This is a genomic window from Rhizobium leguminosarum (assembly GCF_019798305.1).
GTDB classification, from domain to species: domain Bacteria; phylum Pseudomonadota; class Alphaproteobacteria; order Rhizobiales; family Rhizobiaceae; genus Rhizobium; species Rhizobium leguminosarum_U.
In genome coordinates, this window is sequence record NZ_JAAXDD010000009.1 from 69824 (window position 1) to 89232 (window position 19409).

Sequence of the window (19409 nt, forward strand, 5' to 3'; positions counted from 1 at the left end):
CTGCCTTGCCGGGGATTCCGCGGCGGGGCTCAATTTTCGACCGACCTCCACCGAACGCGATTTGCCAGCTCCGATGCACACCCGGTCAGGTCGTGTTGAAAAGCCTGCACCTCACGGCAAGAGATTTGGAAGCGGCAACGAATCTGGCTTTGGAAAGCAGGCGCGAAATCCTGTCGCAAGTCGTTCCACCCAGTCGGTAGACAACATTATGAGTGGAACAAGCTGCGACACCGATCGGCACCCAATGAAGTCGCCCAAAATTGTGCGGTGATTTTGCGTCCGGGAGTGCCCCGCGCTTGCCCGTCGTCCCTTGGTCAGCGCCACTTCGACCGCAGGCGCACCGATGTCAGCTCTCTATCCCGAAATCGAACCCTATGATCACGGCCTGCTCGATACGCGCGACGGCAATCTGATCTATTGGGAGGCCTGCGGCAATCCGGCGGGCCGCCCGGCACTGGTGCTGCATGGTGGCCCTGGCTCCGGCTGTTCGACCACGGCGCGGCGCTATTTCGATCCCGATGCCTACCGAATCATTCTTTTCGATCAGCGCCATTGCGGCCGCAGCCTGCCGAGCGCTGCGGATCCCGAAACCGATCTCTCCCTCAACACTACCTGGCATCTCGTCGCCGATATCGAACGGCTGCGGTCCTGGCTCGACATCGACACCTGGCTCCTCTTCGGCAATTCCTGGGGTTCGACGCTGGCGCTGGCCTATGCCGAAACCCATCCGGACCGCGTCGCGGCGATCGTCCTGTCAGGCGTGACCACCACCCGGCGCTCGGAAATCGACTGGCTCTATCGCGGCATGGCGCCGCTCTTTCCGGAAGAGTGGCACCGATTCCGCCAAGCGATTCCCGTAGGCACGCAGGGACGAGATGACGACATGGTTGCCGCCTATCATCGCCTCCTCAACGATCCGCACCCGGAGACGCGCCTCAAGGCAGCGCGCGACTGGCATGATTGGGAGGCGGCCTCGATTCTGCTCGCCGATCCCCAGGGCCCGCCGCGCCGCTGGGGCGATCCGGCCTACTTGCTGACGCGCGCCCGCATCATCACCCACTACTTCAGCAATGGCGCCTGGCTGGAGGATGCCCAACTTTTGAAGAATGCCACGCGGCTCACCGGCATCCCCGGTATCCTGCTGCAGGGAAGGTTCGACATCGAGGCGCCGCTCGTCACTGCCTGGGAACTCGCCCGCGCCTGGCCGCAAAGCGAGCTCAGCATCCTTGCGCACGCTGCCCATTCCATCGCAAATCCCAATATGAGCGCGGCGATTGTCGCCGCCACCGATCGATTTCGCGATTCTCCTCAAAAATAATTTCTGTGCCAGGATCGGCGATCCGAGCGATATTCCGCTTCTGAACCGGCCGCATCGGTCGATTTCGGCGGCGTCGACGGTCGACCGCACGTCGCCGGCCGGCTGCCGGAATTTAACCGACTCAACGAAAATCCTTAACATGCGGACGGCAACGCAACCCTTTCACGGGCGAAAGCCTTGTTGCGTGGATTACAATTTTAATCGAATTCGAGACAAATCCGCATCGAATTTTAGTCGCATTCAAGTTTGTTTTTAGCCAAGTTTTATCGGCATTTGAATCAACTAAGCCTTTAATTCTATTACGTAATTTTCCGTGAGATAAAAACGTCTGTGCCATTGTCACCTCGACTTACGGGGAGATGGCAATGACAACTGCGAATATCCTGAAAGGCGGCCTTCTGGCCGGAGCCATCATGATGGCAATGACGGGTTCGGGACAGGCAATGCCCGCCAGCATGGCCCTGGCAGGCAATGCCAGCCCGCCGATCGGCCATTACGAATTCTGCAAGGCGAATCCGACGGAATGTGTCGAAGTCGGCGGCGATGCCGGACCGGCCATTCTCAACGAGGATCGCTGGAAGGAAATTCTCAAGGTCAACTACACCGTCAACTCGACGATCCAGCCGATGACGGACGAGCAGATCTACGGTGTCGAGGAGCACTGGGCGTATCCGCGCACCGTCGGCGATTGCGAGGATTACGCCCTGCTGAAGCGCAAGATGCTGATCGACGACGGTTTCTCGCCGTCCGACACACTGATCACCGTCGTGCTGCAGCCGAATGGCGAAGGCCATGCCGTACTGACGGTTCGCACCGATCACGGCGACTTCATCCTCGACAACATGCGCAACAAGGTGCTGCTGTGGTCGGATACCGAATACACCTATCTGAAGCGTCAGTCCGCCGACGATCCGGCCCGCTGGTCGAAGCTTCAGGACGGCCGCGCTGTCGCGGTCGGTAGCGTCAAGTAAGAACAGCCTGCCGGCTAGAGCATGATGCCGAAAAGCGTGAGCGGTATTCGGACGACATCATGCTCCAACCATCCAATTAGAACAGGATTCAGATTTTTCGGCCGCCCGGCCTAAAATCATCCTGTTCTAGCCGCTGCAGCCTGCGGCCCGGTCAGTCCCCGCATCCCGTCCCCGACCGGTGCCGAAGAGCCGTTCCCGCTGTCCCGGGAACGGCTCGCCCTCTTTTAAAGCCTTACCTCACCAGCATCTTAGCGAATTGTTAACCTTGCCGGCTCGATCATAGCGATGAGATTCATCATCGGCACCGGCGGCTCATGTTCTTCCTGCGGCGGACCGAAACGCGAAGAACCGCCATGAGCCATGCCGCGCCCAGCGCACCCGACGAGCAGCCGCTTTTTTCCATGGGGTTTCTCCTCCGCACGATGGCGGCGATCGCTATCCTGGCGGTCCTGACAGTTGCCATCAGCATCGGCGGCCGTTGGTTCGGCCGGCACATCTCGCTTGCCGGCAACACCGACAGCACGGTTGAAATCATGCTGGCCATCGGCCGCGACGCCATGAAATTCCCCGAGAACGCCATCCGCTTTCCGAGTCAGAGGCATGAAGGCGCCGCCGAACGCGTCGATCTCTACCTCGCCTGGCCTGAGATGCAGGGTTACGGCAAGGAAAACCACCTTCGATTCGACGATGTCGCCCAATCCTCCGGGCTGATCTTCCTGCAGGTTACCCAGAGCACCATGTCGCGCGACATGTCCGGGCGGCTGGAACCGATCTATTCGCATCTGCTCGAAGGACCGGCCGAGCCCTTCCGCAACGGCCTGACGTTGCATCGTCTTCGCGCCGATGCGGGTTATGGCGACGAGGTACTGCTGACGGCGCCCGTCGAGGGCGGGCCGGATTACGTCGTGCGTTGCATTTTGCCTTCAGCCCCGGACAAGGCGGCGAGCGGAGATTGTCAGCGCGATATCAAGGTCGGCAGGGATCTCAGCGTTCTCTACCGCTTTTCGAGCAGCCATCTCGACGACTGGGAACATATTGATGCCGCTATCCGCACCTTTGTGGAAACGCGTCTTGTGAACCGTTCTGCGACAAGTCCCCAAAATGCTCCCCGGACAGCGAAATAAACGATTCATCATAAACGGATTGGTAACGCCCGGCCGGTAATTTTAGAAGACGAGCTGTGCGGCGGGGGGTGTGCGGTTCCTGCCAAAATCTGAAATGCCAAATAACTGAAATGCAAGAGAAGAGTGGAATAGTGTCAAGGTCAGTCTCCTCCGTATCATCGTCCCGATCCGGCAATTTTCTGGCAAAGCTGCTGGCGATCCTTTCGGTGGCCGTCACGATCGTCCTGGTCGATTCGGCGAATGCCGACGCGGAAGCGGCGAATTCGAAATATGCAGGCATCGTCGTCGACGCCAAGACCGGCAACGTTCTCTACAGCGAGAATGCCGACCGGCTGCAATACCCCGCCTCCCTGACCAAGATGATGACCATCTACATGACCTTCGAGGCATTGGAGCAGGGCCGCATCCGCCTCGATACGCCGGTCCCCTTCTCCGCTCATGCGGCAGCCCAGGCGCCGACCAAGCTCGGCGTCCGCGCCGGCGGCACGATCACCGTCGAGCAGGGCATTCTCGGTCTCGTCACCCTGTCGGCCAATGATGCCGCAACCGCGCTCGGCGAAATGCTGGGCGGCGGCAGCGAGGATCGTTTCGCCCAGCTGATGACCGCCAAGGCGCATGCGCTTGGCATGACGCGCACCACCTATCGCAACGCCAATGGCCTGCCGAATACGGCGCAGATGACGACGGCGCGCGACCAGGCTCGCCTCGGCATTGCCCTTCGCCAGCATTTCCCCCAATATTACGGCTATTTCTCCACCCGCGCCTTCAAGTTCGGCAGCCGCACGATCCGCAGCCACAACCGCCTGGTCGGTTCGGTGCGCGGCGTCGACGGCATCAAGACTGGTTACACGCGCGCCGCCGGTTTCAATCTGGTGAGCTCGGTACAGGTCGACGGCAAGTCGATCGTCGGCGTCGTGCTCGGCGGCGCCTCGACGCCCGCCCGCGATGCCCAGATGCGCAATCTGATCGCCACCTATCTGCCGAAGGCATCGAGCCGCGGCGGGTCGTCGGCGCTGATTGCCCAGGCAGCCCCTGCCCCGGCGATGATCGAGACACCCGCTCCGGTCCAGCCGCAGAAGGTCCAACAGAAAGCTCAGCCGCAAATGGCCCAACAGCAGGTCGCAAAGACGATCACCGCAGCGCAGCCGCCGGTTTCGGCCGCAGCCGCCGATCTCAGCCTGCCGCACAAAGGCCCGCTGCCGGATGCGCGTTATCAGGTCGCCGAGACCGAGGTCGCCTATGCCGAGACCGCTCAGTCGAAATCCGACAATCCGCTGATAGCCCAGCCGATGCCGGCGCCGACCAAAGTCAAGACCATGACCTTCAAGCAGCAGGCATCGGTCGCCGTGCCGACTGCGGCGCCCGCCTATATACCGCCGGAACAGGGCGATACCTCGATCGATGAGGTCACCACCGCCTCGACCACTCCCACTTCGCCCACTCCCACTTCGACCGGCGCCGCTTCAACCAGCGATGCTCCCAGCGGCTGGGTTGTGCAGGTCGGCGTCTCGCCGAACCGGCAGATGGCCATGGATCTCCTGGAGAGCGCCAAGAGTAAGGGCGGTAGAGCGCTGGCATCGGCGAAGCCCTTCGCGGTCGCCTACGCCGCTGGTGGTGATCAGCTTTACCGTGCCCGCTTTGGCGGCTTCGACGATCAGCGCGATGCCATCAATGCCTGCAAGGCCTTGAAGAAGGCCGGCATCAAGTGCTGGGCGGCTGCCCAATGAGCTATTCGATGCTGCCTGCAAGATGGCCGGCGGCATTGGTGACGGCCGGAATCGGTGTTTGCGTTTCCGGCCACCATTCTTGAACTCGATCAGTATTGCGTACGGGGAAAACAATGGCGATTAATGAGAACTTTCCAGGAATGCCTTCAGACCGCCGCATGGCGGCCAAGGGGCGCTCACCTCTGCATCCGCTGCACGAGGCGGCTTTGCGCCTTGCCGAGATTGGCCTGCAGCGACCGAAGGCGAAGTCTCCGAAGACCCGGGATCTCATCAATCTGCTGCTGTGCCATGGTGCGCGCGCCTGGCGCTATTCCCAACCCGAAGCCCGCATCCATCTGCATGTGACATCCCCCGACGGCAGCGCGCCGGTGCAGCTGCGCCTGCGCTGAACTGCGGAGTGCCGCGTGCCCGAATGGGGCACGCCGTCACCTTCAATCCATGCATAAACCTTTCCGGAAGTCGGCTTCGATTTTCGGGGTTTAGAGCAGACCAAGGTCCGTGAGTTCGCGGCGAAGATCAGCGGGCATTTCGGCAATGCCGGCGCCAAGGCTTGTCAGGTCGCGCGGCACGTCGTCCTCAGTGTAATAACGCCAGCCCTGGAAGGGACGTTTCGGCTGCACGGCCGTCTCGATGACCTCCGGGCCGAGCATCAGGCGGCAGCGCGAGATGCCCTCGCCGTCCGTGAAGGTCTCGATGTCGAGCAGCTTCTGCCTGGCCTGCACTTGCCCCTTGATCACCCAGTAGAGCGAGCCGCCATCAAGCAACTCCTCGATGCGTTTCGGCGCCATGCGCGTTGTATGCACCGAATGCGGCTCGAGGCCGGCGGCAATGGCGCGCAGCGAGCGTTCCGCCACCCATTCGCGCAGATCGTCGATCGAGTCGGCGCCGACGCAGAGTTTGATGAGATGCAATGCCATGCCGCCGTTGAAATCCTTTTGGCAGCGAGCGTCAAGCACCTCCAGCATAATTTTATTCTTAGGCCGGAATCGATCTAAGGATGAAATTATGCAGTATTTCAAAGTGTTACAGCGTCCTTTGCGCCTCTGAAAGGACGCATGGTGCTGTAACGTCAGGCGTCCAAAAACTCAGCATTCAACGACGTTGACCGCAAGTCCTCCAGTCGAGGTCTCTTTGTATTTCTCGCTCATGTCGTGGCCGGTCTGGCGCATCGTCTCGATACAGGCATCGAGCGGCACGAAATGCTGGCCGTCGCCCTTGACGGCAAGCGATGCCGCGGTGACCGCCTTGACCGCGCCGAGCGCGTTGCGCTCGATGCAGGGAACCTGCACCAGGCCCGCGACCGGATCGCAGGTCATGCCGAGATGATGTTCGAGCGCAATCTCGGCAGCGTTTTCGATCTGCTCCGGCGTGCCGCCCATGACGGCGGCAAGGCCCGCGGCGGCCATCGCCGCAGCCGAGCCGACCTCGCCCTGACAGCCGACCTCGGCGCCCGAGATCGAGGCATTGTGCTTGATGATGCCGCCGATGGCAGCAGCCGTCAGCAGGTAGTCGCGGATGCCGTTCTGGTCCCAGTCCTCGTGGAAGTGCTCATAGTAGCGGATCGTCGCCGGAATGACGCCGGCCGCCCCGTTGGTCGGCGCCGTGACGACGCGCCCGCCGGCTGCATTCTCCTCGTTGACGGCCATCGCATAGACGCTCAGCCAATCGTTGGCGAGCAGCGGATTGACGCGGTTGCTGCGCCACTCCTCCTCCAGCTTGTCGTGAATCCTGCGGGCGCGGCGCTTGACGTTAAGGCCGCCGGGCATGATGCCCTCGACCTTGAGGCCGCGCTCGATGCAGGACCGCATCGCCTCCCAGATGCGGTCGAGCCCCTGATCGAGCTCCTCGCGTGAGCGCTGGCTCTCCTCGTTCGCCCGCTTCATCTGCGCGATCGACAGACCGGAGCGCTCCGCCATTTCGAGCATCTGCTTGGCGGTGGAGAAGGGATAGGGTACGCGCGTGCCGCCGGCCGCGTTCTTCTTCGCCCGCATCTGTTCCAGCTCGGTGTCGGTGACGACGAAGCCGCCGCCGACCGAATAATAGATGCGCTTGACGAGCAGCCGGCCGTCCCTGTCATAGGCGGAAAAGACCATGCCGTTTGCATGGCCGGGCAATGGCTGTTTCTTGTCGAACACCAAGTCTGTTTTCGGCTGGAACTGATAGGCGGGATGTCCCTCCGGCGTAATGCGACCGGTGCGCTCCACCGTGTCGACGATGCCATCCATCCTGTCGGGATCGACGCTGTCAGGCGCCTCGCCCATCAATCCGAGAATGACAGCCCTGCCCGTGCCGTGGCCGATACCGGTATGGGCGAGCGAGCCGTGCAGGCTGACCTTGATGGCCGTGACCTGCGCGCCCGATGACGGGCGCGGCCATTCGTTCGACAGGATCAGCTCGAGGAATCGGTTGGCGGCCGACATCGGACCCATCGTGTGTGAACTCGACGGCCCGACACCGATCTTGAAGACATCGAATACCGAGAGAAACATGGGTGCGCCTTCTGAATATGAGCATGCAAGCTTAAGCGAGGCCGGTTTCGAATCCGTGCGGCGCACCGACATCGCATGGAGCCGGTGCGACATTCGGACTGCAGATAGAGCGCCGCGACTCCCATAGGACACGCGAGACGTTCTAGCACCTTGAGCTTGCGCATAATCCTTACCAAAAATCGAATCCGATTTTCGGGGTTATGCCGATATCGGCGTGGAACCCATTGGACAAAGCGTAGGAAAAGACTGGATCGCGATCTGAGCGTAAGCGCTGGGGTAATGAGGGCTATGCGGCAGAAGTAATGGTTGCCTTATCTTGACAGTCTGCACCGACTCCCAATGTCCTAGAGACGTCGATGCAACAGGACTGACGGAGGCATTATCCAGGCCGGCCGCACCGCTCCCACATAATTGGCGGAGGCCGGCTTGAATAGCGCCGGGCAAGTTGAACAACCTGTCCATTGTTAGACGACACCTTGCAAGATTGGGAGATTGGACACATGGCGCTCAAACGGATGGACAACGTGGGAATCGTCGTCGATGACCTCGAAGAGACGATTGATTTTTTTCGCGAGCTCGGCCTCGAGCTCGAAGGGCGGGCTGAGATTGAAGGAGAATGGGCTGGACGGGTCACTGGACTGGGCGATCAGCACGTCGAGATTGCCATGATGCGTACGCCGGATGGCCATAGCCGGCTCGAGATCTCCCGCTTCCTCACGCCGCCTGTCGTCGCGGATCACCGGAACGCGCCGGTCAACGCGCTCGGCTACCTCCGCGTCATGTTCGCCGTGGATGACATCGACGAGACGCTTGAGAGGCTCCGCAAGCGCGGCGCGCAGCTCGTCGGGGAAGTCGTGGACTATCAAGACACCTATCGGCTCTGCTATATCCGCGGGCCTGGAGGGCTTCTCATCGGACTCGCCCAAGAGCTTAGCTGAGCTATGCGCGAAGCTTCCCGTTGCGATCATCTTGAATGACCGTGCCGTCGCCTCCATCCGAGGGTTCGGCCGTCGCTGAGATTTGTCGTTGATCGGCCATGGCTGACGTTGCGCCGTTCACCAGGCGCTGTTCGATCTCCTGCAGGCCAAGAATTGCGCGGTCCATTTGGTCGGCCGGAGTTTCGCGCGAAACCAGACGCCAGCGATTGTCCTGCCATATCAGGACCAGCAGCCGCCGGCCTGGAACCTCTATCGTCTCGTGGATGAACCATGCCCCGACGACCGCAATGCAAAGTGTCATCACGATGAGCGCCGGTTCGGGCATCAAGGCATCAAAGGTCAAACGCGCCAAAAACATGATGAGGACATGGAAAAGGTAAAGCGAAAAGCTGATCTTCCCTAGAAACCGTACCGGTGCCGCTGCCAGGACATCTGCTGCGATCGGAGGTTGTCGAGCGACGAGCCCGACAATGACGGCAGCGGCCACCGCACTTTGCAGACCCCAAAATTCAGGGGAAAAGCCGGGCAGGATATGCCGGTAAGTGAAAAACACCGCCAGAAGGAAAAGCGTTAAAATGCCTGTGAGGGCAGATGGAATCCAGCTGTTCCAGTGGGAATGCATCATTCCGGCCAGTGCCCCGAAAAGAAAGTACGGGAGCTTGGAGGCGAGCAAGATTCCCGGGCCAGGCAATTCAACCAGGCCATCCACGACGACGACCACGGCGAGGCCCACGATCATGCCGCCATGGCGGTGCGGCTGAGCCAAGCAAAGCCACAGGACGGGAAAGAGCAGATAGAATTGGATCTCGGGTGGTATCGACCAGAAAACACCACTCGAGCCGAGAAGAAAGACATGACGGACAAAATCCGTGCCGCCAACGATCGGCTGAACAAAATCCAGATTTTGCATGCTCGACAGCATCGCTACGAGAACGACGGCTGCCAGATAAACCGGATAGATGCGGGCAAAGCGGCTCACAAGAAAATCCAGCACGTTTTCTCTCGTGACCGGCCGTGAGCCGTAGAGATGAGCCATCAGGAAGCCGCTGAGAGCAAAAAACAAACCGACAGCTTCGTCGCCCATCGTCACGAGATGCGGAGCTGTGATCGGAAAGATAAGGCCAATATGGGCTCCAACGACCAGAAGCGCAGCGACACCGCGCAGGCCATCGAGACTCGGGATGTAATCCGGCCGACTCATGGGGTCACTTTTGAATTTGGAGTTCAGGTTCAGCCCCGAAGAATTGGCCATCACGACTTTAAAACCGGTTAACGCGGCGCGCTGTTCGTGCACCTCTAGACTGGTGTGGCGCTAGCATGCATCGTCAGGACGGCAAATTGCTTTGGAAAACGGAACCACTTCTCCATGACAGCCACCAACCGCATCGCCCTCTCCAGCGACCACGCCGCCATTCAGCTCCGGCAGGCCATTGCCGGTCATATCGCGCGCGAGGCTGGATAGCGGTCGACATCGGACCGACAACGCCGGAGAGCACAGACTATTCTCAGCAAGGCCAAGCAGCGGCGCGTCTCGTCGCCTCCGGAGATTGCCGGTTTGGCATCATCCGATGCGGCACAGGCCAGGGCATCATCATGGCGGCGAACAAGGTAAAGGGCATCCGTTGCGGCGTCTGCGCAGACACATTCTCGGCTCGCATGATCCGCCAGCACAACGATGCCAACATGCTTTCGATTGGCGTGCGCGTGGTGGGCGAAGGACTGGCGCTCGATATCGTGGATGCATTCCTGACCGCTCGTTTCGAGGGCGGCCGACATGCGATGCGAGTGGGGATGATTGAGACGCGGGAGGGGTAGCGCCGTCCTTTTCTCCTTCTTTGGGTTCCATCCCTAATCCCCAGGCTGACGGATCGCATTGATCCATTTGGGTCCAGAAGATGCCGGTCGGCTGTCCGCGAAGCCTTGTCGTTTCCCGACGGCTCGATTATGCCGAATTGCCGCATAGCCAAAAGCTCGCGTAAAGCCGCCGAACTCGGCCAGGCGGGCATAATCCGGCTTGCGGCATAATGGCCGTGTTCATGCGGAGACTGAATCACTGATGACGACGGCGGATTATATCGCTCTGGCCTTCTTTGCCTTTGTCTGGATGGGCTATTCCTGGCTGCTGCACGGCCGCACCTTCTTCGGACGCACCAGCCTGACCCATGCGATGACCGAACGGCGCCGGGAATGGATCTACAATTCGCTGCGCCGCGACCTGAAGATGATCGACACGCAGATCATGGCCGGCCTGCAGAACGGCACCGCCTTCTTTGCCTCGACCTCGATCTTCGCGATCGGCAGCTGCTTTGCTTTGCTGGGCGCGACGGAGAAGGTCGACGCCGTCTTCGCCGACCTGCCCTTCGTCTTCCATGGCGGCCATGCCGTCTTCGAGATGAAGGTCGGTGGGCTGGCAGCACTTTTCGGCTATGCCTTCTTCAAATTCGGCTGGTCCTATCGGCTGTTCAACTACTGCACCATTCTCTTCGGCTCGATCCCGATGATGCGCGACAGCGAGCGCGACGTCATCGCCGCCGAGCGGGCAGCCGAACGCGTCATTCGCATGAACGTCATTGCCGGCAGCAATTTCAACGAGGGCCTCAGGGCGATCTTCCTGTCGATCGGCTATCTCGGCTGGTTCATCAACCCCTATGTCTTCATGATGACGACGGCGATCGTCATCTTCGTGCTGACGCGCCGGCAATTTTTCTCGCAAGCGCGACTGGCCATCATGGATGCCGGTCCGCCATCAAATCTCCACCTTTCTGCTATCCGCGATAGGCCGTCGAGCGGCGGAAATGATTTGCCCGAGGGACTTTGATGACATTGCCGGCAACGAAAGCCGATGCGGCGGTAAAACCGCCGCGCATCGGTCTATTGGATACGGCGCGCGGCGTCGCGCTGATCGCCATGGCGAGCTACCATTTCAGCTGGGACATGGAGTTCATGGGCTATCTCGCGCCGGGTACGGCCGAAACCGGCTGGCTGAAGATCTATGCGCGGGGGATCGCCACGACCTTTCTCTTCATTGTCGGCATCAGCCTGGTGCTATCGAGCACGCCCGAGATTCGCTGGCCCTCCTTCTGGAAGCGCTTCGGCATGATCGCCGCTGCAGCCGCGCTCATCTCGATCGCCACGCACATCGCGATGCCGAACGAGTGGATCTATTTCGGCATCCTGCATTGTATCGCGGTGCTCACGTTCATCGGCGTCGTTTTTTTGAGGCTGCCGCTCGCCTTCACGCTCGTCGCCACGGTCGCGCTCTTTGCCGCCTGGATCACCGATAATTTCGGGCCACCCGGCCTGCTTCGCTCATCCGTCTTCGATCCCAGATATCTCGCCTGGATCGGCCTTGCCGTGACGCCGGAACGCTCTAACGACTACGTCCCGCTGTTTCCCTGGGCAGTGCCCTTCTTCGCTGGATTGAGTATCGCCTCGATCGCCATCAAAACCGGGCTGCCGCAGCGGCTTGCCGCCATTGGCACCGGTTCCTGGTGGCCGGCAAGGCTCGGTCGCCACAGCCTTGCTTTCTATCTCATTCATCAGCCGGTGTTGATCGGCATCGCCTACGGGCTTTCCCTCGTCGTCCCGCCGCAGGCGCCGGATCCGCTCGCGGCTTACCTAAGGCAATGCAACGCCTCTTGCGTCATGCAGCAAGGCGAAGCGCTTTGCCGCGGCTTCTGCCAGTGCACGCTGGACAAATTGCAGGCCCAAGCCCTGTTCACGCCGCTGCAGGCGGGAGAGATCGATATTCGGAACGACGAGCGGGTCCAGACGATCGCCGCCGAATGCAGCGCCGAGGCACAATAGAGGTTGGCAATCCCGTAGCCGCTTTTCAGGTGGTGACGCCGATTTCGGCGAGGCGGCCGAGGCAGGTCTCTTCGATAGAGTCGAGTTCCGCCAGCGTGTCGTCGATATCCTTGCGCTTCTGGCGCAGGTCGTCGCGCTTCTCGTCGACGCGCTTCATCAGGAGTTTCAGCTGGCCGAGTTCGCCCGGCGGCTCCTTGTAGACCTGAATGATCTCGCGAATTTCGGCGATGGTGAAACCGATGCGCCGGCCGCGCAGGATTTCCCCGATGAGGCGCCGGTCGGCTTGCCGGAACAGACGGGTGCGCCCGCGCCGCTCCGGATGGATCAGTCCCTCGTCCTCGTAGAAGCGGAGCGTGCGCGTCGAGACCCCGAATTCGCGCGTCAGCTCCGTTATGCTATAATATTTGTTCACCGGCATGTGTTCCCCGTCGTCGGACAGACTATAATATTGACTTTTACGTAATAGTCAATTTTTGGCCGTTCAGATGCCGAACCACCAGGTGGCGATGCCGAGAAAGGCGAAGAAGCCGGTACAATCGGTCACCGTCGTCACGAAGACGGACGAGGCGATCGCCGGGTCGGCGCCCATCTTGTCGAGCAGCAGCGGCAGAAGGATGCCGGCAAGAGCGGCTGCCATCAGGTTGATGACCATCGCCGCTGCGATCACCGCACCGAGCTGGTAACTTTGGAACCAGGTCCCGGCGATGGCGCCCATGATCGTCGCGAAGACGATGCCGTTCAGGATGCCGACACCCGCCTCTCTGCGGATGATGCGGCCGGCGTTGTAGATATCGAGATCGCGGGTCGCGAGCGCGCGCACCGTCACCGTCATCGTCTGCGTGCCGGCATTGCCGCCCATCGAGGCGACGATCGGCATCAGCACGGCAAGCGCGATCATCTTCTCGATCGAGCCGTCAAACAGCCCGATGACGCTAGCCGACAGCATCGCCGTGCCGAGGTTGATCAAAAGCCACAGGAAGCGCGAACGCACTGTCGAGAGCACATTGTCCGACAGCTCTTCGTCGCCGACGCCGCCGAGGCGCTTGATGTCCTCGTCCGCCTCCTCGTGGATGACGTCGACGACGTCGTCGATGGTCAACACGCCGACCAGCCGGCCGTTCTCGTCGACGACGGCGGCCGAGAGAAGGTCGTACTGCTCGAAGAGCTGGGCAGCCTCCTCCTGATCCATCTCGGCCGGAACCGGATGGTTCGTCTCGCGCATGATCTGCTCGATCTTCGTCTGCCGCTTGGTGCGCAGGATCTGATCGAGATCGACGGCGCCGAGCAGCTTGAAGGTCGGATCGATGACGAAGATCTGCGAGAAGGAATAGGGCAGATCCTCCTCGTCGCGCATGTAGTCGATCGTCTGTCCCACAGTCCAGAATGGCGGCACGGCGACGAATTCCGTCTGCATGCGGCGCCCGGCCGAGCTTTCGGGATAGTCGAGCGCCCGTCGCAGCCGCACCCGCTCGGTGAACGGCAGCTGGGCGAGGATCTCTTCTCGATCCTCCTTGTCGAGGTCTTCGAGAATGTAGACGGCGTCGTCCGAATCGAGCTCGCCGATCGCGGCGGCGATCTGGTCGTTCGGCATCTGGTCGACGATCTCGCGGCGGATCGCCTCGTCGACTTCGGTCAGCGCCGTCATGTCGAAATCGTCGCCGAGCAGGCGCACCAGCGCCAGGCGCTGATCCGGCTGGATCGCCTCCAGCAGATCGCCTATTTCGGATTCGTGCAGCCGGGCGACGTTCTGGCGCAGGAACAGCGTGTCGCGATCGGCGATTGCGGCGCCGACAAGCGCCAGGAAATCGCCGCGGACATTGCCGTCCTCGTTGTAGATATCGGCTTCCTCGTCATCGGGACGCCTGCGAATGCGGTCTTCCCCGTCGGTCGTCGTCATCTGCCGCCCTCGCATCTGGTTCGAATTTCAACGACTGCCGCGCCGCATTCGCAAATGTTGGCCGAAAACACATTATCAACAAGCGGATAAGCGAATCCCGCGCGAGGCTCCCGCAGCCGGAATTCTTGACTCCTGCTAGCCCAAAGCACCCGTGTCGTAAAGCGGCAAACCGTGCTTCGTGATGACAGTGCCCGCGGCCGGCGGTAGTTTCCTCACCCGTCCAAGCAGAGGAAGCCTGCCCCATGCCCATCCGTCCGATTCTGCGCTATCCACATCCGGGCCTGAAGACTGCCTGCGCGCCGGTGACGGCCTTCGATTCCTCGCTCGCCACGCTTGCCGACGATCTGCTGGCGACGATGCGCACAGCCCCCGGCGTCGGCATCACCGCCGCCCATATCGGTGTCTTCAACCGTGTCACGGTGCTGGAACTCGACAAGGCCGACGGCGTGCGCCTCTACGTCAATCCTCATATCACCTGGTTTTCGAAGGAGACGGTGAGCCATACCGAAGGCAGCGTCTCCATGCCTGGCGCGACCGACGAGGTGACGCGCCCGCGAGCGATCCGCTTCCGCTATCAGGATGCCGAGGGCGCCGTGCACGAAGACGGTGCCGAAGATTTCCTTGCCATCTGCATCCAGCACGAAGTCGACCAGCTCGATGGCATTTTCTGGCTGCAGCGCCTCTCGCGGCTGAAGCGCGACCGTCTCGTGAAGAAATGGGAGAAGGCCCAGGGCTGACAATCACGGCTGACAAATCGCCATCCGCACCGAACCATTCGCCGCTGCCGGCGTTTTTCCAGTAAAAGCAACAAGGAGCGACTGCAATGGCAAGGATCGGTGACAAAACCCCGATTTCCCGGGAAAAGCCTGAGCTTTCCCGTGAAGAGGATTATCGCGACCTCGAAGAACGCAACCTCGATGACGGCTGGCCCTATGCCGATGGCAGCGGCGCCGGCACCGGCGGCCCGGATAATCGCCCTTACGGCGAGACTGCGGCCAATTTCGACAGCGATCCCAACGAGGGCTTCCGGATAGACGGCACGGATGAGGACGGCAACGAGAACCGCCTGAAGGATTCGCTGCGCGCCCATACGATCGACCGCGATGAAAGTGACGAACTGGAAGCGCGGGTGAACGACAATCTCGAAAACATCCCTGAGGTCGATATCGACAGCATCGAGGTTCATGCAGACGGTCACGTCATCACCCTGGAAGGGTCGGTGGAGACGATCGGCATCGCTCGCAAGGTCGAACTCGGCGCACTTTCGGTGGACGGCGTCCATCATGTCCGCAACAAACTGCGGCTGACCGGTGTCGACGCGCATATCCCGAACGAGGACTAACGTCACGCATACGGACAATCGGCGGAAGGCGCCAATGCCTCCCGCCCGCCTGTTACATTACCAAAATTTAACAATTTCAGATTGCAGCCAACGCGTCTTTAGAGGTACCATATTTTGTCGCTTTACTGAGGCGGCTCTTTGTAACGCGAACGTCAATTTCGTTGATAACACCGTGATTTCATGTGGACAGAAGGTCGCGGCTGCGTCGCCATATTATCACAAAATTGCCTGAATTGGGGCGCGAACTCGTGTTTGCCGAGGGTTAGTTTATGTTGTGGAATTCAACAGCAGATTGAGGAGATAGACCCATGCGCATCAAATTTGCCCTTGCCGCTTCCCTGTTCGCCGTCAGCCTTGCAGGCGCTGCCTTCGCCCAGCCGACCTATTCCAATGACTACACCAACGACAGCGACGGCTTCGCGCCGAACCCGACGTCGAAGCCGGCCCCGGTCCACTACAGCAGCCGCAAGGCCCCGGCCTATTCCAGCGACTATACCAATGACAGCGATGGCTTCGCACCGAACGCCATGGCAGCCCCTGCCGTCGACAAGACCGTAACGGCCAGCATCACGCCGCTGCCCCCATGCCACAGCATGATCGGCCCGAAGGGCTCCCACACCAAGGGTGCCGACAGCGGCGCCTCTCGCACCGAAGCATGCCGCGCGACGCACTGATCCGATAAAAGACCGGGATCCGATAAAGGAAAGGGATCCGATAAAGGGAAGGGATCCGACAAAAGAAAGGGCCGGAAACCGGCCCTTTCTTTTCAATCCATCTTTATGTCGTCTTAGAATACCAATGGAACGAGCCGGTAACGGGTCATGGCCATGAAAGCCTCGTAAGCAGGATCCTGCTTGAGCAGACGTTCTTCCGCCAGGAGGCGGAAACATTGTGCGGCCAGGGCCGCCGCATAGATGGCGAAATTCCAAAGGCTCGGATGGGCTAGGAAGAAGCCGATATGTGTCATCAGATACCCCGCATACATCGGGTGGCGGATAAATTTGTAAGGCCCGCCGATCTTGACGCCGCGATTGGCCGGCACCAGGCCGAAGCTTCGCCGCAATGTCAGCTTTGCCGATATCTGCAAGATGAAACCGAGCGCCATCACCGTCCCGCAGAATGCGAGCGGCGCTAGCGGCTGCGTCGCGGAGGGCGCGGCAAGCAGCGGGAGGATCGTGCCAATGGCGGTAACCGTCCAGTCGAAGAAGCGTAGCGACGCATTTCTCGTCGGCCGGCGGGTCAGGATGAGGAATGCGGCAGCTCCCTCCGAAACGATCAGCAGGCAATCGATGATCGCGCGATTGTCCTGCAACTGCGGCAGGACACGCATGACGATCCCTACGAAGAAATAACCGATGAGAACCTTCTCGATAATATCGAGAACGAAATACACATCGAGGAACGACCAGCTTGCCGCTGCTTTTTTTCTCATTGTCCTCGGGCTTCCATATTCACACTGCTGTGGTGTCCTATATATTTTCCACCGCTAATTATCGGTTAAAACGCTGGCTCAGATCTAACGGTGAAGCGATTGCCGAGCCTGACGGCAGAAAGACTCGAACGTCCAAGGGTTCCTCGACAGCGACCTCAGCGCTACGCGACCGCCAAAGCTTCGACGAAGCATTGTTCCCCTAGGAAAAGCCGAAACCAGCCTTTCTTTCCGATACAAATTGCCTTGGTCGCCGCGATCAGTCAGGTTTCGCCGGTCGTTTCGCCGAAAACCGCTTCGAAGGCGGTGCGCAGCCGGATATCGACGTCAGCCATCATCACCGGCAAGCCAAGATCGACGAGGCTGGTCACGCCATAGGCCGATATCCCACAGGGCACGATGCCGCCGAAATGATCGAGATCGGGATCGACGTTGAGCGACAGTCCGTGGAAGGTCACCCATTTCCGCAGCCTTATGCCGAGAGCGGCGATCTTGTCCTCGGCCATCGTCCCATCGGCCAGCAATGGCTTTTCCGGCCGGCGCACCCAGACTCCGACGCGATCTTCACGTCGCTCACCGCGCACATTCATCATGTCGAGCGTGCGGATGACGACATCTTCAAGGGCGGCAACGAAGGCGCGCACGTCCTGACGCCGCCTCTTCAGATCGAGCATGACATAAGCCACGCGCTGGCCGGGCCCATGATAGGTGTATTCACCGCCACGCCCAGTCGCAAAGACCGGAAACCGGTTCGGCTGGACGAGATCCCTCGCATTGGCGCTGGTGCCGGCGGTATAGAGCGGCGGATGTTCGACGAGCCAGACGAGTTCATCACCGCCATCTGATATCACCGCCGCCTCGCGCTCCATCGTCTCCACCGCCTCCTCATAGGGAACGAGGCCATCGGCGATGCGCCAACGGACCGGCCGCGTGCCGAGTTGGGGAAGCATGGAGAATTCGAGATCGGTGCGAAGCATGGCCATTCCTTGCCGCTCTCCCCGAAATGCCTGTGAAATAGGGGCGGCAGGACAGCTATATGGACCCGTTTCGAGGCCAATTCAAATGCTGTGACCGGTTTTCAAAAAAACTGTCATATCGCCCTTGTGCACCCCAGATGCTTTTGCTACATGCTGCCCCGCCGACGCAAATCGGCACCTACCACGATGCGGTCGTGGCGGAATTGGTAGACGCGCAGCGTTGAGGTCGCTGTGGGGCAACCCGTGGAAGTTCGAGTCTTCTCGACCGCACCATTTCCCTTCAGGGAAACGCTTTCTAAGCGAAGATTTCGTTTTCACCTCGAAGCCATTTGCGATTGCTCGGCTTGATTGCCCGGCCTTCTCATGGTTGATGGCGTCATCCTCGCAAGAATCAGCGGCCATGTCAGAGTCCCATCAAAATCCCCTGCAGGGCATGGCCATCATGTCCGGCGCCATGCTCATCCTGCCGACAATGGATGCGATCGCCAAATATATGGCGACCTTCGAGGCGATGTCGCCGGGTCAGGTCACCTTCTACCGATTCTTCTTCCAGATTGCCTGCACCCTGCCGATTCTTTTCGCCCTTTTCGGGCTGAAGGCGCTCTCGGCCAAACGGCCATGGATGAACCTGCTGCGCGGTGTGCTGCACGGTGCTGCGAGCCTGCTGTTCTTCGTCGCCGTCAAATACATGCCGCTCGCCGATGTCTTCGCCATCTATTTCGTCGAGCCCTTCATGCTGACGGTCCTGTCTGCGCTGTTTCTCGGCGACAAGGTCGGCTGGCGGCGCTGGATGGCGATCGTCGTCGGTTTCGCCGGCGCGATGATCGTCATTCAGCCAAGCTACGAAATTTTCGGCTTGAAGGCGCTGCTGCCGGTCGCCTGCGCCTTTCTGTTCTCGCTCTATCTCTTCCTCAACCGCGCCATCGGCGAGGCCGATTCGCCGCTGACCATGCAGACAATGGCCGGCATCGGCGGAACGGTCTTCATGGCCGCTGCCCTTCTCGTCGGCAGCAGTTCCGGCAATGCCGATTTTACCGTCTCCCTGCCCTCCTCCGTGCTCGGCCTTATCCTGCTTCTCGCCCTCGGCTCGATCTCGGGATATGCGCATCTGCTGGTGGTCCGGGCCTTCCGGCTCGCGCCGCTGTCGCTGCTTGCGCCGTTCCAGTACTTCGAGATCATCTCGGCGACCGTTCTCGGCTATGCGTTGTTCAACGATTTCCCGAGCTTTTCCAAATGGATCGGCATCTTCATCATCGTTGCGTCAGGCCTTTTCATCATCTGGCGCGAGCGGCTGCAGGCTCAATCGTTAAAATCTTCCTGACCCCGGGAATGTCGGGTTAACTCCTCTTCTTGAGGGATCGTCAATTCGCAGGCACTAAAACTGTCTCCG

The 19409-nt window shown here is 60.4% G+C and carries 19 protein-coding genes, 1 tRNA gene and 1 pseudogene; 14 read left to right on the forward strand and 7 right to left on the reverse strand.

The window, feature by feature from the left end; all coding sequences use genetic code 11:
* Positions 1-343: 343 nt before the first annotated feature.
* The 5 genes from pip (at position 344) to HFO99_RS17405 (ending at position 5529) form a co-directional block, all read left to right on the forward strand.
* A complete protein-coding gene (pip, locus tag HFO99_RS17385; protein WP_222362453.1) occupies positions 344-1318 on the forward strand; it encodes a prolyl aminopeptidase in 975 nt (324 codons plus the stop codon).
* 365 nt (positions 1319-1683) lie between these two features.
* Positions 1684-2289, forward strand: coding sequence for a transglutaminase-like cysteine peptidase (locus HFO99_RS17390; RefSeq protein ID WP_222251401.1), 606 nt, complete (start codon positions 1684-1686; stop codon positions 2287-2289).
* A gap of 314 nt (positions 2290-2603) precedes the next feature.
* Positions 2604-3413, forward strand: coding sequence for a hypothetical protein (locus HFO99_RS17395; protein WP_222362455.1), 810 nt, complete (start codon positions 2604-2606; stop codon positions 3411-3413).
* A 110-nt stretch (positions 3414-3523) separates the two neighbouring features.
* The gene (locus HFO99_RS17400; protein WP_222362457.1) at positions 3524-5140 is read left to right on the forward strand and encodes a D-alanyl-D-alanine carboxypeptidase; all 1617 of its coding nucleotides are present in this window, start codon (positions 3524-3526) and stop codon (positions 5138-5140) included.
* 113 nt (positions 5141-5253) lie between these two features.
* Entirely contained in the window at positions 5254-5529 is a 276-nt protein-coding gene (locus HFO99_RS17405; RefSeq protein WP_222251404.1) for a hypothetical protein, read from the forward strand.
* A gap of 90 nt (positions 5530-5619) precedes the next feature.
* Here HFO99_RS17405 and HFO99_RS17410 read toward each other — a convergent pair whose 3' ends face one another.
* On the reverse strand, positions 5620-6057 hold the full coding sequence (locus tag HFO99_RS17410; protein WP_131716953.1) for a DUF1489 family protein: 438 nt from the start codon (positions 6055-6057) through the stop codon (positions 5620-5622).
* A gap of 168 nt (positions 6058-6225) precedes the next feature.
* Positions 6226-7629 carry an L-serine ammonia-lyase gene (locus HFO99_RS17415; protein ID WP_222362460.1) on the reverse strand — a complete coding sequence of 468 codons (1404 nt, stop codon included), beginning with the start codon at positions 7627-7629 and terminating at the stop codon, positions 6226-6228.
* Positions 7630-8129: 500 nt separating this feature from the next.
* On the opposite strand from HFO99_RS17415, the gene HFO99_RS17420 reads away from it, so the two are divergent.
* Positions 8130-8567: a VOC family protein gene (locus tag HFO99_RS17420; protein WP_222251406.1), complete on the forward strand. Its 438-nt coding sequence runs from the start codon at positions 8130-8132 to the stop codon at positions 8565-8567.
* A 1-nt stretch (position 8568) separates the two neighbouring features.
* Here the strand turns inward: HFO99_RS17420 and HFO99_RS17425 are convergent, their stop codons facing one another.
* The gene (locus HFO99_RS17425) at positions 8569-9768 is read right to left on the reverse strand and encodes an acyltransferase family protein (protein ID WP_222362766.1); all 1200 of its coding nucleotides are present in this window, start codon (positions 9766-9768) and stop codon (positions 8569-8571) included.
* A gap of 165 nt (positions 9769-9933) precedes the next feature.
* On the opposite strand from HFO99_RS17425, the pseudogene rpiB reads away from it, so the two are divergent.
* The 3 genes and pseudogenes from rpiB (at position 9934) to HFO99_RS17440 (ending at position 12374) form a co-directional block, all read left to right on the forward strand.
* Positions 9934-10382: pseudogene (gene rpiB / locus HFO99_RS17430) on the forward strand (ribose 5-phosphate isomerase B).
* 241 nt (positions 10383-10623) lie between these two features.
* Complete coding sequence (locus HFO99_RS17435; protein WP_222251407.1) at positions 10624-11385, forward strand: DUF599 domain-containing protein; 762 nt, start codon at positions 10624-10626, stop codon at positions 11383-11385.
* Positions 11385-12374, forward strand: coding sequence for a heparan-alpha-glucosaminide N-acetyltransferase (locus HFO99_RS17440; RefSeq protein ID WP_222335099.1), 990 nt, complete (start codon positions 11385-11387; stop codon positions 12372-12374). The genes HFO99_RS17435 and HFO99_RS17440 overlap by 1 nt, the downstream gene beginning before the upstream one ends.
* 25 nt (positions 12375-12399) lie before the next feature.
* Here the strand turns inward: HFO99_RS17440 and HFO99_RS17445 are convergent, their stop codons facing one another.
* Together HFO99_RS17445 and mgtE are read right to left on the reverse strand one after the other, a co-directional pair.
* Positions 12400-12792, reverse strand: coding sequence for a MerR family transcriptional regulator (locus HFO99_RS17445; RefSeq protein WP_018072195.1), 393 nt, complete (start codon positions 12790-12792; stop codon positions 12400-12402).
* Between the two features lie 63 nt (positions 12793-12855).
* Positions 12856-14271, reverse strand: a complete 1416-nt coding sequence (gene mgtE, locus HFO99_RS17450; protein ID WP_222362462.1) for a magnesium transporter — start codon at positions 14269-14271, stop codon at positions 12856-12858.
* Between the two features lie 242 nt (positions 14272-14513).
* Between mgtE and HFO99_RS17455 the strand changes: the two genes are divergently transcribed.
* The 3 genes from HFO99_RS17455 (at position 14514) to HFO99_RS17465 (ending at position 16287) form a co-directional block, all read left to right on the forward strand.
* Entirely contained in the window at positions 14514-15008 is a 495-nt protein-coding gene (locus HFO99_RS17455) for a peptide deformylase (protein ID WP_222362463.1), read from the forward strand.
* Positions 15009-15094: 86 nt separating this feature from the next.
* A complete protein-coding gene (locus HFO99_RS17460) occupies positions 15095-15613 on the forward strand; it encodes a BON domain-containing protein (protein ID WP_222362465.1) in 519 nt (172 codons plus the stop codon).
* Positions 15614-15921: 308 nt separating this feature from the next.
* Positions 15922-16287 carry a hypothetical protein gene (locus HFO99_RS17465; protein WP_222362467.1) on the forward strand — a complete coding sequence of 122 codons (366 nt, stop codon included), beginning with the start codon at positions 15922-15924 and terminating at the stop codon, positions 16285-16287.
* Between the two features lie 113 nt (positions 16288-16400).
* Here the strand turns inward: HFO99_RS17465 and HFO99_RS17470 are convergent, their stop codons facing one another.
* Entirely contained in the window at positions 16401-17045 is a 645-nt protein-coding gene (locus HFO99_RS17470) for a methyltransferase family protein (RefSeq protein WP_222362469.1), read from the reverse strand.
* 260 nt (positions 17046-17305) lie between these two features.
* Positions 17306-18025 carry a lipoyl(octanoyl) transferase LipB gene (gene lipB, locus HFO99_RS17475; protein WP_222362471.1) on the reverse strand — a complete coding sequence of 240 codons (720 nt, stop codon included), beginning with the start codon at positions 18023-18025 and terminating at the stop codon, positions 17306-17308.
* A gap of 182 nt (positions 18026-18207) precedes the next feature.
* Between lipB and HFO99_RS17480 the strand changes: the two genes are divergently transcribed.
* Both HFO99_RS17480 and HFO99_RS17485 read left to right on the forward strand, forming a co-directional pair.
* Positions 18208-18292, forward strand: a tRNA-Leu gene (locus tag HFO99_RS17480).
* Between the two features lie 97 nt (positions 18293-18389).
* Entirely contained in the window at positions 18390-19340 is a 951-nt protein-coding gene (locus tag HFO99_RS17485; RefSeq protein ID WP_222362473.1) for a DMT family transporter, read from the forward strand.
* Positions 19341-19409: the final 69 nt, after the last annotated feature.

Excerpts from the sequence above, each read along its gene's own strand:
- pip (WP_222362453.1), top strand. The coding sequence starts at position 344 with ATGTCAGCTCTCTATCCCGAAATCGAACCCTATGATCACGGCCTGCTC.
- HFO99_RS17390 (WP_222251401.1), top strand. The coding sequence starts at position 1,684 with ATGACAACTGCGAATATCCTGAAAGGCGGCCTTCTGGCCGGAGCCATC.
- HFO99_RS17395 (WP_222362455.1), top strand. The coding sequence starts at position 2,604 with ATGTTCTTCCTGCGGCGGACCGAAACGCGAAGAACCGCCATGAGCCAT.
- HFO99_RS17400 (WP_222362457.1), top strand. The coding sequence starts at position 3,524 with ATGCAAGAGAAGAGTGGAATAGTGTCAAGGTCAGTCTCCTCCGTATCA.
- HFO99_RS17405 (WP_222251404.1), top strand. The coding sequence starts at position 5,254 with ATGGCGATTAATGAGAACTTTCCAGGAATGCCTTCAGACCGCCGCATG.
- HFO99_RS17410 (WP_131716953.1), bottom strand. The coding sequence starts at position 6,057 with ATGGCATTGCATCTCATCAAACTCTGCGTCGGCGCCGACTCGATCGAC.
- HFO99_RS17415 (WP_222362460.1), bottom strand. The coding sequence starts at position 7,629 with ATGTTTCTCTCGGTATTCGATGTCTTCAAGATCGGTGTCGGGCCGTCG.
- HFO99_RS17420 (WP_222251406.1), top strand. The coding sequence starts at position 8,130 with ATGGCGCTCAAACGGATGGACAACGTGGGAATCGTCGTCGATGACCTC.
- HFO99_RS17425 (WP_222362766.1), bottom strand. The coding sequence starts at position 9,768 with ATGAGTCGGCCGGATTACATCCCGAGTCTCGATGGCCTGCGCGGTGTC.
- HFO99_RS17435 (WP_222251407.1), top strand. The coding sequence starts at position 10,624 with ATGACGACGGCGGATTATATCGCTCTGGCCTTCTTTGCCTTTGTCTGG.
- HFO99_RS17440 (WP_222335099.1), top strand. The coding sequence starts at position 11,385 with ATGACATTGCCGGCAACGAAAGCCGATGCGGCGGTAAAACCGCCGCGC.
- HFO99_RS17445 (WP_018072195.1), bottom strand. The coding sequence starts at position 12,792 with ATGCCGGTGAACAAATATTATAGCATAACGGAGCTGACGCGCGAATTC.
- mgtE (WP_222362462.1), bottom strand. The coding sequence starts at position 14,271 with ATGACGACGACCGACGGGGAAGACCGCATTCGCAGGCGTCCCGATGAC.
- HFO99_RS17455 (WP_222362463.1), top strand. The coding sequence starts at position 14,514 with ATGCCCATCCGTCCGATTCTGCGCTATCCACATCCGGGCCTGAAGACT.
- HFO99_RS17460 (WP_222362465.1), top strand. The coding sequence starts at position 15,095 with ATGGCAAGGATCGGTGACAAAACCCCGATTTCCCGGGAAAAGCCTGAG.
- HFO99_RS17465 (WP_222362467.1), top strand. The coding sequence starts at position 15,922 with ATGCGCATCAAATTTGCCCTTGCCGCTTCCCTGTTCGCCGTCAGCCTT.
- HFO99_RS17470 (WP_222362469.1), bottom strand. The coding sequence starts at position 17,045 with ATGAGAAAAAAAGCAGCGGCAAGCTGGTCGTTCCTCGATGTGTATTTC.
- lipB (WP_222362471.1), bottom strand. The coding sequence starts at position 18,025 with ATGGCCATGCTTCGCACCGATCTCGAATTCTCCATGCTTCCCCAACTC.
- HFO99_RS17485 (WP_222362473.1), top strand. The coding sequence starts at position 18,390 with ATGGCGTCATCCTCGCAAGAATCAGCGGCCATGTCAGAGTCCCATCAA.